17 protein-coding genes and 1 pseudogene are annotated in these 16,528 nt (G+C 38.4%); 9 read left to right on the forward strand and 9 right to left on the reverse strand.

What is annotated here, in order from left to right:
- The 6 genes and pseudogenes from CRO15_RS12675 to CRO15_RS20035 form a co-directional block, all read left to right on the forward strand.
- A pseudogene (locus tag CRO15_RS12675) lies at nt 1-1,023 on the forward strand (hypothetical protein); the annotation flags it as partial.
- Nucleotides 1,024-1,029: 6 nt separating this feature from the next.
- Nucleotides 1,030-2,043, forward strand: coding sequence for a hypothetical protein (locus tag CRO15_RS12680; protein WP_097046226.1), 1,014 nt, complete (start codon nt 1,030-1,032; stop codon nt 2,041-2,043).
- Nucleotides 2,044-2,070: 27 nt separating this feature from the next.
- Entirely contained in the window at nt 2,071-3,246 is a 1,176-nt protein-coding gene (locus tag CRO15_RS12685) for a gliding motility-associated C-terminal domain-containing protein (RefSeq protein ID WP_097046227.1), read from the forward strand.
- Between the two features lie 87 nt (nt 3,247-3,333).
- On the forward strand, nt 3,334-4,068 hold the full coding sequence (locus CRO15_RS12690; RefSeq protein ID WP_097046228.1) for a M15 family metallopeptidase: 735 nt from the start codon (nt 3,334-3,336) through the stop codon (nt 4,066-4,068).
- 40 nt (nt 4,069-4,108) lie between these two features.
- On the forward strand, nt 4,109-4,873 hold the full coding sequence (locus tag CRO15_RS12695; protein ID WP_097046229.1) for a M48 family metalloprotease: 765 nt from the start codon (nt 4,109-4,111) through the stop codon (nt 4,871-4,873).
- Between the two features lie 118 nt (nt 4,874-4,991).
- Nucleotides 4,992-5,159: a DUF6747 family protein gene (locus CRO15_RS20035; protein WP_313788691.1), complete on the forward strand. Its 168-nt coding sequence runs from the start codon at nt 4,992-4,994 to the stop codon at nt 5,157-5,159.
- Between the two features lie 99 nt (nt 5,160-5,258).
- Here CRO15_RS20035 and CRO15_RS12700 read toward each other — a convergent pair whose 3' ends face one another.
- The gene (locus CRO15_RS12700; RefSeq protein ID WP_097046620.1) at nt 5,259-5,651 is read right to left on the reverse strand and encodes an ankyrin repeat domain-containing protein; all 393 of its coding nucleotides are present in this window, start codon (nt 5,649-5,651) and stop codon (nt 5,259-5,261) included.
- 206 nt (nt 5,652-5,857) lie between these two features.
- On the opposite strand from CRO15_RS12700, the gene gpmI reads away from it, so the two are divergent.
- Genes gpmI through CRO15_RS12715 form a run of 3 tightly spaced genes read left to right on the forward strand, consistent with a single transcriptional unit; the run spans nt 5,858 to nt 9,045 of the window.
- The gene (gpmI, locus tag CRO15_RS12705) at nt 5,858-7,375 is read left to right on the forward strand and encodes a 2,3-bisphosphoglycerate-independent phosphoglycerate mutase (RefSeq protein ID WP_097046230.1); all 1,518 of its coding nucleotides are present in this window, start codon (nt 5,858-5,860) and stop codon (nt 7,373-7,375) included.
- A 59-nt stretch (nt 7,376-7,434) separates the two neighbouring features.
- Complete coding sequence (gene map / locus CRO15_RS12710) at nt 7,435-8,253, forward strand: type I methionyl aminopeptidase (protein ID WP_097046231.1); 819 nt, start codon at nt 7,435-7,437, stop codon at nt 8,251-8,253.
- A gap of 27 nt (nt 8,254-8,280) precedes the next feature.
- The gene (locus CRO15_RS12715) at nt 8,281-9,045 is read left to right on the forward strand and encodes a class I SAM-dependent methyltransferase (protein WP_097046232.1); all 765 of its coding nucleotides are present in this window, start codon (nt 8,281-8,283) and stop codon (nt 9,043-9,045) included.
- 32 nt (nt 9,046-9,077) lie between these two features.
- On the opposite strand, the gene CRO15_RS12720 is transcribed toward CRO15_RS12715, so the two are convergent.
- From CRO15_RS12720 to CRO15_RS12755, 8 genes are all read right to left on the reverse strand, one after another.
- Nucleotides 9,078-10,151, reverse strand: a complete 1,074-nt coding sequence (locus CRO15_RS12720) for a TlpA family protein disulfide reductase (RefSeq protein ID WP_207763882.1) — start codon at nt 10,149-10,151, stop codon at nt 9,078-9,080.
- 109 nt (nt 10,152-10,260) lie between these two features.
- The gene (locus CRO15_RS12725; protein ID WP_097046234.1) at nt 10,261-11,334 is read right to left on the reverse strand and encodes a helix-turn-helix domain-containing protein; all 1,074 of its coding nucleotides are present in this window, start codon (nt 11,332-11,334) and stop codon (nt 10,261-10,263) included.
- Between the two features lie 104 nt (nt 11,335-11,438).
- Nucleotides 11,439-12,449 (reverse strand): FAD:protein FMN transferase, encoded by a 1,011-nt coding sequence (locus CRO15_RS12730; RefSeq protein WP_097046235.1) that lies wholly within the window; start codon nt 12,447-12,449, stop codon nt 11,439-11,441.
- Complete coding sequence (locus tag CRO15_RS12735) at nt 12,446-12,811, reverse strand: Na(+)-translocating NADH-quinone reductase subunit F (RefSeq protein WP_097046236.1); 366 nt, start codon at nt 12,809-12,811, stop codon at nt 12,446-12,448. Before CRO15_RS12735 ends, CRO15_RS12730 begins: the two co-directional genes overlap by 4 nt.
- A 23-nt stretch (nt 12,812-12,834) precedes the next feature.
- Nucleotides 12,835-13,695, reverse strand: a complete 861-nt coding sequence (locus CRO15_RS12740) for a DUF4846 domain-containing protein (protein WP_097046621.1) — start codon at nt 13,693-13,695, stop codon at nt 12,835-12,837.
- A 123-nt stretch (nt 13,696-13,818) separates the two neighbouring features.
- Entirely contained in the window at nt 13,819-15,126 is a 1,308-nt protein-coding gene (gene nqrF, locus CRO15_RS12745; RefSeq protein WP_097046237.1) for an NADH:ubiquinone reductase (Na(+)-transporting) subunit F, read from the reverse strand.
- Nucleotides 15,127-15,128: 2 nt separating this feature from the next.
- Nucleotides 15,129-15,869: an NADH:ubiquinone reductase (Na(+)-transporting) subunit E gene (nqrE, locus tag CRO15_RS12750; RefSeq protein WP_097046238.1), complete on the reverse strand. Its 741-nt coding sequence runs from the start codon at nt 15,867-15,869 to the stop codon at nt 15,129-15,131.
- 10 nt (nt 15,870-15,879) lie between these two features.
- Nucleotides 15,880-16,527, reverse strand: coding sequence for an NADH:ubiquinone reductase (Na(+)-transporting) subunit D (locus CRO15_RS12755; RefSeq protein WP_097046239.1), 648 nt, complete (start codon nt 16,525-16,527; stop codon nt 15,880-15,882).
- Nucleotide 16,528: the final 1 nt, after the last annotated feature.

Below are 16,528 nucleotides of genomic sequence, written 5' to 3' on the forward strand. Positions count from 1 at the left end.
AATCAAGGACCTGACGGGAACCAAGGACCGCAAGGACCAATAGGAAACCAGGGACCAGATGGAAATCAAGGACCCGATGGAAATCAAGGACCCGACGGAAACCAAGGACCTGACGGAAACCAGGGACCCGATGGAAATCAAGGACCTGATGGGAACCAAGGACCCGATGGAAACCAGGGACCCGATGGGAACCAAGGACCTGACGGAAATCAAGGACCTGACGGTAACCAAGGGCCGCAAGGACCAATAGGAAACCAGGGACCTGATGGGAATCAAGGACCTGATGGGAATCAAGGACCGCAAGGACCAATAGGAAATCAAGGGCCTGATGGGAACCAAGGACCGCAGGGACCTGACGGAAATCAAGGACCTGACGGTAACCAAGGGCCGCAAGGACCAATAGGAAACCAAGGACCCGACGGAAACCAAGGACCTGACGGAAATCAAGGACCTGTTGGTGACCAAGGGCCGCAGGGGCCACCTGGACCATCAGGGCCTGTACAAACTCTAACCAAAACAGGTATCACCATTACATTAAGCGATGGTGGGGGATCAGTTGATGAAACTGTAACCAACTTATCACAAAACACAGGAACAGGGGTAATAACATATACCAATGAGAATTCAACAAACCAAACCGCAAATGTAGTAGGTACGGAAACCGACAATAGCATTTCCGTAGGCTCCAATGGTGGTGCTTATTACGTAAGTCCAATTAAAGCCTTCGGAAAAATTGCTTCAAATGGTTCCATACTAAGGGCAACTTCAGGTATAACCGTTACCAAATTGGGAGGAAATGGTCGCTATCGGGTCAATTTACCATCCGGATTAGTATCAGACGCAAACTATATAATACAACTAACTCAACCAGGAAGGGGTGGCGCAGGAAATGATGATCCAGGGATATCATACAACAATCAAACATCATCCAGTTTTGAAGTCATTGTTGGTGATAACGACAATGGTGGTGGCAACCGATTTAGATACAATTCTGAATTTATGTTTACCATTTTAGATTTATAGATAACTATGAGAAACGTATTCACAATATTAGTTTTTATTTTAACAGCCAACGCTTCTTATGCCCAAATTGAGGCTGGCCTATTGTTTAGCCTCAATACAGGTACTACATCTGAAATAAATGCCATTACCGGCATGCAACAGGGGCAAATGTTATTCAATACGGATACCCGGGAACTATTGGTTTTCAATGGGAGTAACTGGGTAACCACTTCAAATTCCAATTGGCTTTTAACAGGAAATGTAGGTAGCAATGGATCCTTCTTAGGCACAACCAATGATGTCAGTATGGATATAAGATCCAACAATGTTAGTACTCTAGAGGTTGGAAGAAGACAAACACTAGGGTTGGTCCAAAATTATCTTGATTATACCGATGGAAATCAATACCTCACCTACCTTAAAGGTGTCAATGGAGTTTCTGCATTACAATTTCAAGCGGACGCCGCAGCTTTTTACAAGCCTATGTTCTTTACCAATAGTGATGGAAACTTTAGACTAAAAGGGAGTGCAGCAAGTACTGATTTTTTTGAAATTGGATCCAATGGAGTATCCAACGCTGGAGAACTGGAATTTATTATCGCTGATGATGGTGCAGAACCTTTCATTTTTAAACGCTTTGATTATAGAGATCAGCAGCTTAAAGAGCTTTTTAGAATTCAAGGAAGTGCCAATGCCCAAAATGCAAAACCCAGAGTTGGTGTAAACACAGGGCAAATGGCCAATTCCACCCTACAGGTCAATGGGTCCGTATCAGCAGCAATTGCAAGAATTACAAATAGTATCACACTTACAGAAGATCACCATACCATTATTATGACAGGTGGTTCTCCCAATATAACCTTACCAAATGCCAATAGTTGTTTAGGAAGGGTTTACATTATTAAAAATTATTCAGGTAGTAATAGATTTAGTTCAACATACAGAACCGATAATGGGGGCACCAGTACCCAAATACGCAACGGAAGATGTTATATGCTTCAAAGTGATGGTGTAGAGTGGCAACAAATAGTTAGAGATTAGATAAAACACAAGCATATCAATGATCATATGTTAAAATCTAAAAAGCAAATAAAATCTTTTTTACTAGGATTAAGTCTAAGTTGGGCTTTATTCGCCAACGCCCAAGATGCGGTACATAACTTTGGAAATCTTCAGTTTCACGCTACGGCGTCCGTAGGTTTCCATATTGACCTAATAGATGATGGTGTATTTGATAATAATAAAGGGTTGGCAGGTTTTTACAGTTCAAACAGGCTGACTGTATCTGGTTCCTCAAACCCTATTTTCAACGATCTTGAAATTGTTGTGGATAATGGTCTACAATTGGATACTTGGATGGGAGTTACCAATAACACCAATTTTGTGATAGGCAATATACTTACCCAAAAAGGCACATCCAATAATTATTTGAACTTCATGAATGCCGCATTTTATAATGGAACAGGAAATTCTACTCATATAAATGGGTATGCAGGTGCCACCAACAAAGAAACTATAACATTTCCAGTTGGAAATGGGGAACGATTGCGGTATCTAACACTAACATCAAGTGCCATTAACAGCTTGGCCAAATGCGCCTATTTTTTTGAAAATCCCAATAACCCTGCCTCAATTGAACAGCAGTTTAATACCGAGAATAAGGAGTTTGACAACCTAAAAATCAGTGAACTTGAATTTTGGAAATTGGAAGGTAATCTGCCTTCCGTGGTAACACTTAGCTGGGACACCAACAGTAATACCAGTTTGTTGGCAAATACTACGGATGAATTGGTTGTTGTGGGTTGGAGCAAGCAAGAAAATCGCTGGGAACAATTGGGAAATTCTTCAATAAATGGAAATCTCCAAACTGGTTACATTACTTCTGACACCTTCGTTCCTGATGATTATGAAGTTTTGACCCTGGGCGGAACAGATGATTTATTGGAGCCTTTCTCTGTACTTGACCTCGACAATTACTTCTTAACTCCAAATGGAGATGGTGTCAATGATTTTCTATTGATTGACGGTATTGAGAATACGCCCAATAATATTCTGAACATTTACAATAGATATGGGGTTTTAGTATATTCCAAATTAAATTACGCAAACGAATTTAAGGGCGTTTCCAATAGAAATTCTGTCATTAGCCGGGATTCCGGTCTCTCCTCTGGAATCTACTTTTATGTACTTACCGTGCAAGATACACGCGAAAAGTTTCAGGGATATATGTACATTTCGGAATAAACAAGAGTTAAAGTTAAATCAAAGTCTCTGTACCTCCCTTACACTTAAAAATACTTCTTAACTTACTCACATAAACAAATCATATTAATGAAACGTAGGACTTTTATCAAAAAAACTGCTGTATCAGGCTTGGCATGTACCCTTCCTCCTATTTTCCCAGTATATCCCGATTTGGAATATTCAGTGGATGAACTAATGGGAAAAGCAGATATTGAACTCTTTGGTGAAGGAATAAATCTGCGTAAAGAGGCTTTTGAGTCTTTTGAAAAAATGAAAAAAGCAGCCTATTCGGATGGATTTGATATCAAGATGATTTCCAGTTATCGTGATTTTTACAGACAGGAAGGTATTTGGGAAAGAAAATATCTTCGTTTTACAGAAGATAACGGAATGCAACCTTTAGATGCCATAGACAAAATAATAGAATACTCAACAATCCCTGGAACCAGTAGACATCATTGGGGAACAGATATTGATATTATTGATGGTTACCCAAAAACTTCTGGAGATGTTTTGGTTCCTGAAAAATTTGAGGCAGGGGGACCTTTCGCCGATTTTAAGATTTGGTTGGATGAAAACTCGGAAAAGTTTGGGTATTATATGGTTTACACCAACGAACCGAAAAGACGCGGTTTTAAATACGAACCTTGGCACTATAGTTACGCCCCCATTTCTATACCAATGCTAACGGCATATAGAAAATTGAATATTTTGAAACTACTTCAGAAAGAAGAATTCTTGGGTTGTGAATACTTCACATCAGGATTTTTAAGAACATATATCCAGAACAATATTTTAGATATCAACCAAAATCTTTTGTAACTCATTTTTTGTATATTGAGTTTTTAAGAACACTAACACTATGAGAAGAGGAAGTTGGAAAATCCGTATCCTAATCGGACTTGCCATTGTAGCTTTTGCTTTTGTCCAGCGTTGCAACAATAAGGAAGAAAATCCATATACAGGTAGAGTCCAAAACATAAATATGACAGCAGATCAAGAAATAGCCATTGGTTTGCAAAGTGCTCCAGAAATGGCCCAACAACATGGTGGGCTATATCCTGACGAAAGAATGCAGGCCTTGGTTGATGCCGTTGGGCATAAACTTGTAAATAGCAGTATTGCCAGGGAAACACCGTACGAATATGATTTTCACTTATTGGCAGATGACAGAACCATAAATGCCTTTGCCTTACCGGGCGGACAATGTTTCATTACATACGCATTGTTTTCACAACTTACCGAAGCACAGCTTGCTGGGGTATTGGGACATGAAATTGGTCATGTCATAGGAAGGCACTCGGCAGAAAGGATTGCTGAAAGTAGTTTTTGGCAGACATTGACCATGGGTGCATCTGTAGGTGGAGATATGGGAGGTTTGGTAAGTGGTATTGGACAAAACACTTTATTAAAAAATGGAAGAGGAGACGAACTTGAAAGTGATGAACTTGGGGTTTTATTTATGATTCAATCTGGATACGACCCCAATGAGATGATCCAAGTAATGAAAATCCTAAAGGCGGCGGCAGGACCAAATAGGGTTCCAGAGTTCCAGAGTACGCATCCAGACCCTGAAAACAGGATAGAAAAAATAAAAGAAGCCATTGAAAAATATTCAGGTCGATAGATTTGGCACGTTCATCGATTAAAAAGTTTCATTCGTCAGTTTTGTCTACCTTTGTGTGACCCCAAATCAATATTACCTTTTCTTTTAACCCATTTTTGCTATCTAACGAGAACAGCATATGGGAACACTATTACATTTCAAAAGCCTTTACACAGAGGCGTTTGATAACTGCAAACCGAGTTTTGTGGTTGTCTTATTAAAGGGATACGCAATATTTTGTGGCGTTTTGTTGACTATGGCAGTATATGCATTTTTATACAGAGCCTTTACAGGATTTGATTTTTAAAAGCAAAAACCGATTTACTCTTTTACATGAACACTAAATGAGTTAAAAAGCCCATCCGTTTGGATGGGCTTTTTTGGCTTGGATGAATAAACTCCTTCCTTATTTTTTCATAGCCGTTTTTAAAATTTCCAAAGCTTCCTTAGCATTGGACAACTCTGCATATTTTTTTGGAGTGTAACCTTTGTCACAACGTTTTTTAAAATCCGCTCCATTGGCAATAAGCAGTTTTAAGATCTCAGCCTTATTGTAACGTGCCGCAAAATGAACGGGAGCCATTCCCATTGATTTTTTGTTCACATCCTCTCCAAGATCAATTAGTTTTTTTACCATATCCACATCACCATTTAAAATAGCTTTACAAAATGAACTAAGTTCATCAGGGATAGCAGTGATGTAAACGTTGTCTTTAGCAGAAATTGCTGATTCGTTGGCAAATGTGCCTGTAGCCACAAACATAAAAGCAACAGCTACGGTTAGGATTGTTTTTTTCATGATGAATAATTTTTGATTAATGATTAATTGATATAAAAATAGACTCCATAGATTATCAATTGTTACAGCATTAACACTTAAATAACTAAACTTTAACAAGTCTGTTTTTTTTAACATAAATAATTAACAAATACAAAGGCAGAAAATCTCCTAATTACTGGTGCATCCAGCCAATTCAAACTATTTTTGATGTTTAATTCTACAGCATGAACAAGAAAGTGATCCTTATGATTTTGGATGGCTGGGGGAAATCTCCGGATCCAAAAGTATCGGCCATAGAACAAGCCAACACCCCCTTTATTGATTCTTTGTATACCAAATATGCAAATGCCAATTTGTTAACGGATGGAATGAATGTTGGTCTACCCGAAGGACAAATGGGAAATAGTGAGGTAGGACATATGAACCTTGGAGCAGGAAGGATTGTCTACCAAGATTTAGCAAAAATCAACAAAGCTGTCCAAGAAGACACTTTAAAACATGAGAAAGTCCTTAAAAATGCTTTTGAACATGCTAAAACCCATGACAAGGCTGTTCATTTTTTAGGATTGGTAAGTAACGGCGGTGTGCACAGTCATATAAATCACTTAAAAGCGCTGATCAAAGCAGCGGATGAAAATGGAGTTCAAAAGTCTTTTATCCATGCATTTACAGATGGTAGGGATGTTGACCCCAAAAGTGGGAAAGGCTTTCTTGAAGACGTGGAGAATTTCTGTTCAGATAAAAGCACAAAACTGGCCACTGTGATAGGTCGATATTATGCAATGGACCGTGACAAAAGATGGGAACGTGTAAAACTGGCTTATGATGTAATGGTGAACAATTCAGGAGAAAAAGTGACAGATATTTCACAAGCCATGCAAAAAAGTTACGATGAAGGCACTACAGATGAATTTATAAAACCTTTGGTCTTGACAGATCAGGAAAACAACCCTGTTGCGAAAATTTCTGAAGGTGATGTTATTGTTTTCTTCAATTTTAGAACTGATAGAGGTAGGGAATTGACACAGGTTTTGAGTCAGGAAGATTTTCACGAACAGAACATGCATAAATTAGACCTATATTACGTAACTATGACCAATTATGATGATTCATTCCAAGGAATCAAGGTGGTCTATGACAAGGAAAATATTAAAGAAACATTAGGAGAGGTTCTTGCCTCGCATGGCAAAAAACAAATCCGAATAGCGGAAACTGAAAAATATCCACATGTCACCTTTTTCTTCAACGGAGGTAGGGAAGAACCTTTTGAAGGTGAAAAACGAATTCTTTGCCCATCTCCAAAAGTAGCTACCTATGACCTTCAGCCAGAAATGAGTGCCTATGAGATTAGAGATGCCATAATACCAGAATTGCACACAGCAGAAGCCAGTTTTGTATGTCTCAATTTTGCCAATCCAGATATGGTTGGCCATACAGGTGTTATGGAAGCCGCAGTAAAAGCATGTGAAACTGTAGACTCATGCGCCAAAGATGTAATAACCGCTGGACTTGATAATGGTTATTCAACAATAGTTATTGCCGATCATGGCAATTGTGATACAATGGTCAATCCTGATGGAAGCCCGAACACGGCACATACCACTAATCCAGTCCCATTGATTTTGGTCGATAATGAAATCAAAGAAATTAAAGATGGGGTACTGGGAGATATTGCTCCAACTGTCTTACATCTTTTAGGAATTGAACAACCTAGTTTAATGACTCAAAAATCACTGGTTTAAACAGTTATCCCCTTATTAGAAATCCTGTCGTTAATTGATTTCAGCTTATCTTTGCACCCATGGTAAAAATTAAGACAGCGGAGCAGATTGAACTGATGCGCGAAAGTGCATTGGTAGTTTCTAGAACTCTGGGAATGTTGGCTTCAGAAATAAAGCCAGGTGCCAATCCATTGCATCTGGATAAATTGGCAGAAGATTTTATACGTGAGCAAGGTGCAGAACCAGGTTTTTTGGGTATGTACGACTTTCCAAACACTTTAAACTGGAGCCCAAATGCCCAAGTGGTTCATGGAATTCCCAACAATGACCCACTAAAAGAAGGAGACATTATCTCTGTAGATTGTGGCGCTTTCAAAAATGGATATTATGGAGATCATGCCTATACTTTTGAGGTAGGTGAAGTTGCTACGGAAACCAAAAAATTGCTTAGAGTTACCAAAGAATCCCTTTATGTTGGTATTCGAGAATTTAAAGAAGGTAATCGGGTAGGAGATGTGGGCTACGCCATCCAAAAATATTGTGAGGACCATGGCTATGGTGTTGTCCGAGAATTGGTGGGGCACGGTCTGGGGACCGAACTCCATGAAGATCCTCAAATGCCAAATTACGGAAAACGGGGCAGAGGGAAAAAATTTGTAAATGGGATGGTAGTCGCTATTGAACCCATGATCAATATGGGCACCAGACGAATAAAACAACTTAAGGATGGATGGACCATTCTAACTGCAGATGGCAAGCCAAGTGCACATTTTGAACATGATGTGGCATTGATAGATGGTAAGCCTGAACTATTATCCACCTTCCAATATATATACGATGCTCTAGGAATCAAAAGTGAAGAAGAAGAAGAGTTCCGAAGTAAAAAGCTTCAGATTTAAACAAGTTACTCTTTCATTAAATAAAAAATGAAACGGTTTTTTAAATTTTTCCTGAACCTTTTTCCCAGACCATTGCTCATCAAATTAAGCTATTGGGTAAGGCCTATTATTGCCTTATTCTTGAAAGGCAAAAAACATGTAGATCCCATTGATGGCAGAAGTTTTAGGACATTCTTGCCTTATGGTTATGAAAACCCGAGGGAAAATGTACTCTCCCCCTCCACCCTTTCTTTAGAAAGGCACAGATTATTGTGGTTATTTCTAAAAACAGAAACAGATTTTTTTACCAAAAACCTAAGCCTTTTGCATTTTGCCCCTGAACAGGCTTTTCATAAAAGGTTTAAAAAGTTAGAAAACATAAAATATACCACCACAGATCTAAATTCACCTCTTGCAGATGTAAAAGCAGATATTTGCAATCTTCCTTTTGCTGATTACTCTTTTGATGTTATTCTTTGCAATCATGTTTTGGAACACATTCCTGATGATACTAAAGCCATGCAGGAATTATATAGGGTGTTAAAACCAGGTGGATGGGGAATTTTCCAGATTCCACAGGATTTAAATAGGGAAAAAACCTTTGAAGATAATTCCATAACCGACAAGAAAGAGCGAGCCAGAATTTTTGGTCAATATGATCATGTCAGAATCTACGGAAGAGATTATTTTGATAAGCTAAGCAGCATTGGCTTCAAAGTTGAAGAAGTTGATTATTGTCAAAAACTGTCCACCAAAACCATTGAAAAATATAGATTGGCAAAGGGAGAAATCATTCCTTTAGTAAGAAAGTAATTCTCCCTTTGACATCATTTTTTCTTATTTCTTTATCTCAATTCTTTTAGCTGAATTTTTAACTTTTCAGCAGTGATATTTTTTGAAATTATCCTTCCCTCCGGATCCAATAAAAAATTAGCCGGAAGTGATGATAAAAGATATTGTTTGAAAACAGTTTGATCCGTATCCAAAATTTGGCTCCATTCAAGTCCATCTTTCTCAATGGCATTGTTCCAATGTTCTTCATTTGCATCTATACTGATTCCCACAATATCAAATTTTATATGCTTGGTGTTTTTATAAAGCTCTGACAATTTAGGATTTTCAACCCTGCAAGGTCTGCACCATGATGCCCAAAAATCCACTAATACATAAGAGCCTCTAAAATCTGTAAGGTTGATTAATGCTCCTTTTTTGTTCAACGCCTTAAAGTTTTCCATTTTACTGCCTATTGCAAGTAGGTCCGCCTTTCTAATTCTTTTTTGTAAAGACTTGCTCATTCCACTTGACGGATATTCTATTTTAAATCTTTTCAACATCTCTTTAAAAAATCCGTTGTTCTTATAAAGATCAAAGTAGCCCAAAGCATCATAAGCCTTTGCCGACGGTCCCATTTCCCTTACCAGATTCTCCATGGCCTCTATAAATTCAATCAGCACTCGGTCTTTCTTTTTTTCAAGCTCAGCGATTCTCTTTTGATCATTTTCTTTCATGGCCTTATCAAAATCCTGGATCATCCCAGCAAAAAACTCATTATTGAGGCTATCAATACTTCGATTGAAGTTGAGTTCCGATGCAGCTTCCGAATCCAACACAATCCCATCACCCAATTGAAGATTGATTTGACCGCTCCGCTCAACGGCAATTCTCATCTCTTTGCCTGTATTCAACTTTACTCCATAAATTGATGGTTCCATAAATTGAATACTTTCATTGCGGGGTTCATTCGCGTTAATGTCAGCAATAGATTTCCATTCGACCATTTTTTCTTTATTATAATCGTATTTGGAAATGGTTATTGTTTTGATTTTTTCCGAATTAGCCTCTAAATAAAACGTGGTCTCTACTGTTTGTTGTGACCTACAGCCAATGGCAAAAAGGCATAGAAGTAATAAGATTCTCATTGTTTTCATGATTGATGTCTTTTAAAATTTGCATCAAAAATATCCTCACAACAAATACCTGTCGTCCTAAAACGCGAATCCGAACTCTTTTTTAAAACAATTGGAAATTTTAGTTGTACTTGGATTTAAACTCTGAAGGAGTGATTCCAGTTTTTTTCTTAAAAGCAGTATTAAAGGACGATTTAGAATTGAAACCAACCTCATACAATACTTCCAATATGGTTTCATTGGGGCTTTGAGGATTCATAAATCTTTCTTTAGCCCTATTGATTCTATAGGTATTGATAAAGTCCACAAAATTCTGATCATAATGATCATTGATCAATTCTGAAAGTTTTCTTTTTGGAATACCAATTTCGTTCGCAAGGGTAGCAATGGTAAGGTTAAAATTTTTAAATGATTCTCTACGCAACAAATGCGCTTCCAACCGATCAATGAGCTCTTTATTTTCTTCCAGAGTTGTGTTAATACGGTTTCGGGATGTTAATGAAGCAGAGAATTCTAGGTCGTCCTTACTATATCCAAAAGGGTTTCTGGAAGTTGTAAATCCATAGAAATACAATAGGTTAATGGCTGCCAACATTAAAAGAAACACCGCATTCTCTAAAAAGTAGGTGTTTAACTTCAAAAAGAAAGCTACAAACTGGGTAATGTCAACCAAGACAATCAAACTAAATATGATGAAGACCCAATGCAACCAGCCCACATTTAACCATTCCAATCTTGAATAATTATCCTTGATAACTCTTTTATATCTCCTAACTTCTAAAAAACACAGAAAGATGTAGATGAGAACATGTGCAACATAACCAATATACAGTTCCGGTTGACAAATATTCCCTTCCGTAAACCAAATACCAAAACAAATGGTGATAAAGGGAAGAAAATGAAAAGCACTCACCTTACCAAAGGCAAACTGTCTTTGGGCAATACATTTATTGTAAAAAAGTAGCAATGGTCCGTACAAAAAACCATAGGCACAATTAATACTTTGAAAAAAATTGCTTGCAATACCCCGGTTCACCAAAAACAACCCAAGAACTTGGATGGTAAGTGTTCCAATTATAGCCGCAAGCATAAAATCTCCTTTATTTTTTTTGGGATTGGAGATTAAAATGTATAACGTAAGCAATGCTCCTTGAAAAATGATGATGATATGGATGACATTGGTAAAGGAAAACATATAATATAGCCTATATACGAATAGATTGATGTTGGCTAAATATACAAAGGGACCATCAGATATTGGTGATAATGTTAAAGTACAGCTGTTTTGACGCTCTCGCTCTAGTTATTGGGGTTTACTATTAATTTTTCAAAGCCAGAGGTCATATACTCTTTTGTTTCTCCTTTTCCATTCAAAAAGATAATGTAAGCCTCCAACTCAGTACGAGCTGCCAACAAACGTTTGGATGCTGATAAATCCATTGCCATAAAGGCAGTGGCAAATGCGTCCGCCTCCGCACAAGTTCCTGCTATAACGCTGGCTGCCAAAACTTTTGAATTTTTGGTATATCCGGTCTTGGGGTCTATAGTGTGTACGAATTTTTCTCCAGTTTCTGGGTCAATTCTAAACTTGCGGTAGTTGCCGGAAGAGGCCATGGCTTTATCTTGTAACGATACAATCAATTTTAGTTGTCGTCCTATTTCAACCTGGGGGTCATCAATTCCTACGGACCATTGTTTCCCTGAAATTGTATTTATTCCTTTGGTTACAACCTCTCCCCCTACTTCAACCAAATAATTTTCAATGCCCTTAGCATCCAGCAAAGCACCCAAGCGATCAATGGCATATCCTTTAGCCACAGCATTAAAATCAAAGCGTGTTTCTGAATGGTTTTTGGATATTGTTCCATCGGCATTAAGTTTTACTTTATCCCAACCTACATAATTTAACAAGCTATCTACTTTTAAGCTGTCCAACTGCAATTGTTCACCAGGACCAAAACCCCAAGCATTGGCCAATACCCCAACGGTAGGGTCAAAATAGCCTTTAGAAGCCTCATGGACTTGGCTAGAGGTTTCAAAAACATCTTTGAACATGTGATCGACCACTATAGTGGAATCTCCGCTATTTATTTTTGAAATGTCGGATGTGGGGATATATGTAGATAAGGACTGGTTGAGCACTTGAAAGACAGAGTCTATCTCTTTTTGAAAATCCAGCTGTTCATCGTCCAAATAGATTATGGAATAGGTTGTACCCAGGGCATTACCCACCGTTTGGTTCTTTATTAATGGATTATTGGAGCATCCAAATGAAAGTGCCGCAATACCTACAAAAATCAATTGTCTCATTCTAAAATTTCTATTAAACCTTGATAATCTACTATGTAGTCTTCATTTAAATAAACAGGATGTTCCCTGTTTGAAGCATTTGAAAGTCCCACTCCAGCAAAATATGTTCTAGCTTCAAATTTTTCCGCATGGTTTTTCACCTTTTGCATAACCTCCAAATCATAATCCTTTGGATTGTTGGGATATTCCACATTTCTAACTACTATAAAATGAAGTACCTTCTCTTTTAAACAAACGTATTGGGGGTTCTTTTTAGGCTTGCTATTGATCGCCATAAATTCATACCCCTCAGCTTCCAATTGTCTTCCAACAATGTTCATTGCCAAATTGTGCAATTCTTGTTCTGTCAGTGGTTTGCCCATTGCACAAAATTAGGGTTTAAAAGTTATTTGAACCGTACAAATTTAGCGCTATCAAACGTATAATTTGACACAGGGATTACTGCATCTTTTTTCAAAGTATACCATGGGGAAATGGATGTTTCTTCCAAATTTTTAACCAAGTGTACGCTTTGTGCAGGCGTATTGCCCTGAAAAAGCAGATACAACTTTTCGCCATCGGCATTAATAGCCTCATCGCAAATCATAACTATATGCCCGGGACTACCGCCTTTGATAAGCATATCCCCAATTTTCAAGTTTTTCGCATCTTCAATTCTTGGAAGCTCGTGGTATAGCGATAAGGTACCGGAATAGGTGTAGATCAAATTCAGATAGCGATAAAAACTCTCCTTGCTATAATTCTCTTGGGCGATTTTATGGAAAGTAACCTTATTTCCATCAATTTTTGGCCTGAATCCTTTGGCATACTGCTCCCAAGAACAATAATGCCCACTGGTAAAATTAAAGCCTATTTTATCCTTTCTGTTGTTGTTCCACAGATACTCACTTCGAATCCGAATCAGAGCGTCGGCACATTGCTGCAATCCATTTACGGGAACCGGAATTTCCAAAATACCAATATGTCCATGCTGCCAAAAATATTCAGAGCTATCATAATTGATAATCTTGCTTCCGAAAGGTTTTAACTTGTAGTTCCTCAAATATTCTTGAAAAGAGCCTTTGGGGTATGCAACTCGTTTATATCCTTCTGGCACGTTTACCCTGGTTTTAATGCTAAGGCTATCTTCATTCACCAATTTGGGTTCAATAACCATTGCTGAAACCACGCGCTTAACGGGTTTGATTTTGTATGCAATCAAACCTAAAACCGAAATTGCCAACACAATGAATATGAGTTTCTTCACAAAATTAAATATCAAACAAAAAAACCGATGCTTTCGCATCGGTTGATTTTTATATAAATATTTTAACATTTTGGCTTGCTTCGACTCCACTCAGCAACCAAAACTGAGTACAAAACTTAAATATTATCCTCCAAAGTCATCAAATCTGATGTTCTCATCAGGGATCCCGAAATCTTCACCCATTTTTTGAACAGCCTTGTTCATTAATGGTGGACCACAGAAATATAGTTCAATATCCTCCGGGGCATCATGATGATCCAAGTAGTTATCAATTACACAATTGTGGATGAATCCAACAAAACCATCTCCTTCAGCATCAATATTTTCCTTCACTTTCCAATTGTCTTCTTCCATAGGCTCTGAAAGTGCCATATAGAATTTAAAGTTTGGAAATTCCTTTTCCAATTGTTTGAAGTGATCAATATAGAACAACTCCCTCTTAGATCTACCTCCGTACCAATAGGTTACTTTTCTATTGGTTTTAAGGGTTTTGAACAAGTGATATAAGTGCGAACGCATTGGAGCCATTCCGGCACCACCACCTACGTACAACATTTCCGCTTCAGACTCATTGATGAAGAACTCACCGAAAGGTCCTGAAATGGTTACAGGGTCTCCAGGTTTCAATCCAAAGATGTAAGAAGAAGCTACACCTGGGTTAACATCCATCCATCCGTTTTTGGAGCGATCCCATGGTGGTGTTGCAATACGAACGTTTAGCATGATCTCACGTCCTTCTGCTGGGTAAGAAGCCATGGAATAAGCTCTTTCCACAGTTTCCGTGTTTTTCATTACCAAAGGCCACAGGTTGAACTTGTCCCATTCATTTTTGAACTTATCTGGGGTTTCATGTTCTTCTGGGTGAGCCGTGATATCAATATCGGAATATTTTACTTCGCAAGGCGGAATCTCAATCTGGATGTATCCTCCTGCTTTATAGTTCATATCTTCCGGAATCTCAACTACAAATTCTTTGATAAAAGATGCCACATTGTAATTACGTACAACTTTTGCAGGCCATTTTTTAATACCGAAAACTTCTTCAGGAATGGTAATTTCCATGTCCTGTTTTACTTTTACTTGGCAGGCCAATCTTGCTCCATGGGTCAATTCCTTTTTAGAGAAATGAGGTGTCTCGGTAGGCAATGCCTCTCCTCCACCTGAAAGTACATGGCACTCACATTGAATACAGGTTCCACCACCACCACAAGCAGATGGCAAAAACACTTTTTGGTTACCCAATGTGGTCAATAGGGAATCTCCAGAAGCAACTTCGATCTCCTTTTCGCCATTAATAGTGATGGTCACGGGGCCAGAAGGAGATAGTTTCTCCTTTGTGAACAACAAAAGTGCTACCAACAATAATAACAGGATAAGAAATGCTACTACAGTAATTAGAATAGTACCTCCGGTACTGGTGGCTAAAATCATCTTTATTCGTTTATAACTTCGTTATATGAGACTGCTTTTTCTTCGTCTTCAATCTCTTTCTTAATTTCTTTTTCTTCAATGGTCTTGGCAGTAGAAGTTTCAACCTCCTCTGGTGGCTCATTGTCACCAGTTAGCATTCCACCAAAACTCTGGAAACCGATACCCATTAATCCAGTAATGATAAATGTGATTCCCAGTCCACGAAGTGGCGCAGGAACATTGGAGTATCTAATTTTCTCACGGATAGCCGCAATGGCCAAAATAGCCAAGAACCATCCTATTCCTGAACTTACCCCATAGTTGAAAGCCAATCCCAAGCTTGGTATTTCCCTGGCTTGCATAAAGAGTGACCCACCCAAGATAGCGCAGTTAACCGCAATCAGTGGCAAGAAAATACCTAAGGAATTATAGAGGGACGGAGAAAATTTTTCCACAACAATCTCTACCAATTGTACCATAGTGGCAATGGTTGCGATAAATAGGATGAATGATAGGAAACTTAGGTTATAATCGGCATACTCAGGGCCTAACCAAACCAAGGCTCCATCACGCAACAAATATTGATCCAACAACCAGTTTAATGGTACGGTAACTGCCAATACGAAGATTACAGCAGCTCCCAACCCAACAGCGGTGGATACTTTTTTAGATACGGCCAAATAGGAACACATTCCCAAAAAGACCGCAAATACCATATTATCAATAAAAATGGACTTAAAAAACAGTTCTAAATGCTCTAACATATCTTCCTATTTATGCTTCTTCTATTAATGCTTTGTTTCTGGAACGTTGCACCCAGATAATGATTCCCACTACAATCAATGCTGCTGGGGGAATGATCATAAACCCGTTGTTCTCATATCCAGTGGCGTACAATCCAGTTTTTGCAATGGGATCTCCCAATACTGGAATCCCAAAAAGCGTTCCTGAACCTAAGAGTTCGCGGAAAAATCCAACAATAATTAGTATAACACCATAACCAAGGGCATTTCCTATTCCATCCAAAAAGGATTTCCAGGGCCCGTTTCCTAAAGCAAAGGCTTCAAATCGACCCATGATGATACAATTGGTAATGATCAACCCTACGAAAACAGCTAGGGTCTTACTCAATTCATAAGCGAAGGCTTTTAGCACCTGATCTACCACAATTACCAAGGTGGCCACTACGATCAACTGCACTATAATCCTGATTTTTGATGGAATGATGTTACGCATAAGCGATATCACCACATTACCAACACCCAATACAAAAAGTACTGAAAGTGCCATTACTACAGACGCTTTTAGCTCCGCTGTAATTGCCAAAGCTGAACAAATTCCCAAAACCTGAATGGTGATCGGGTTGTTATCCGCTAATGGATCTAATATTAGATTTGCATCTTTTTTTGAAAGTAGCCCCATA

The sequence above is a fragment of the Flagellimonas pacifica genome (genome assembly GCF_900215465.1).
Lineage (GTDB): Bacteria > Bacteroidota > Bacteroidia > Flavobacteriales > Flavobacteriaceae > Flagellimonas > Flagellimonas pacifica.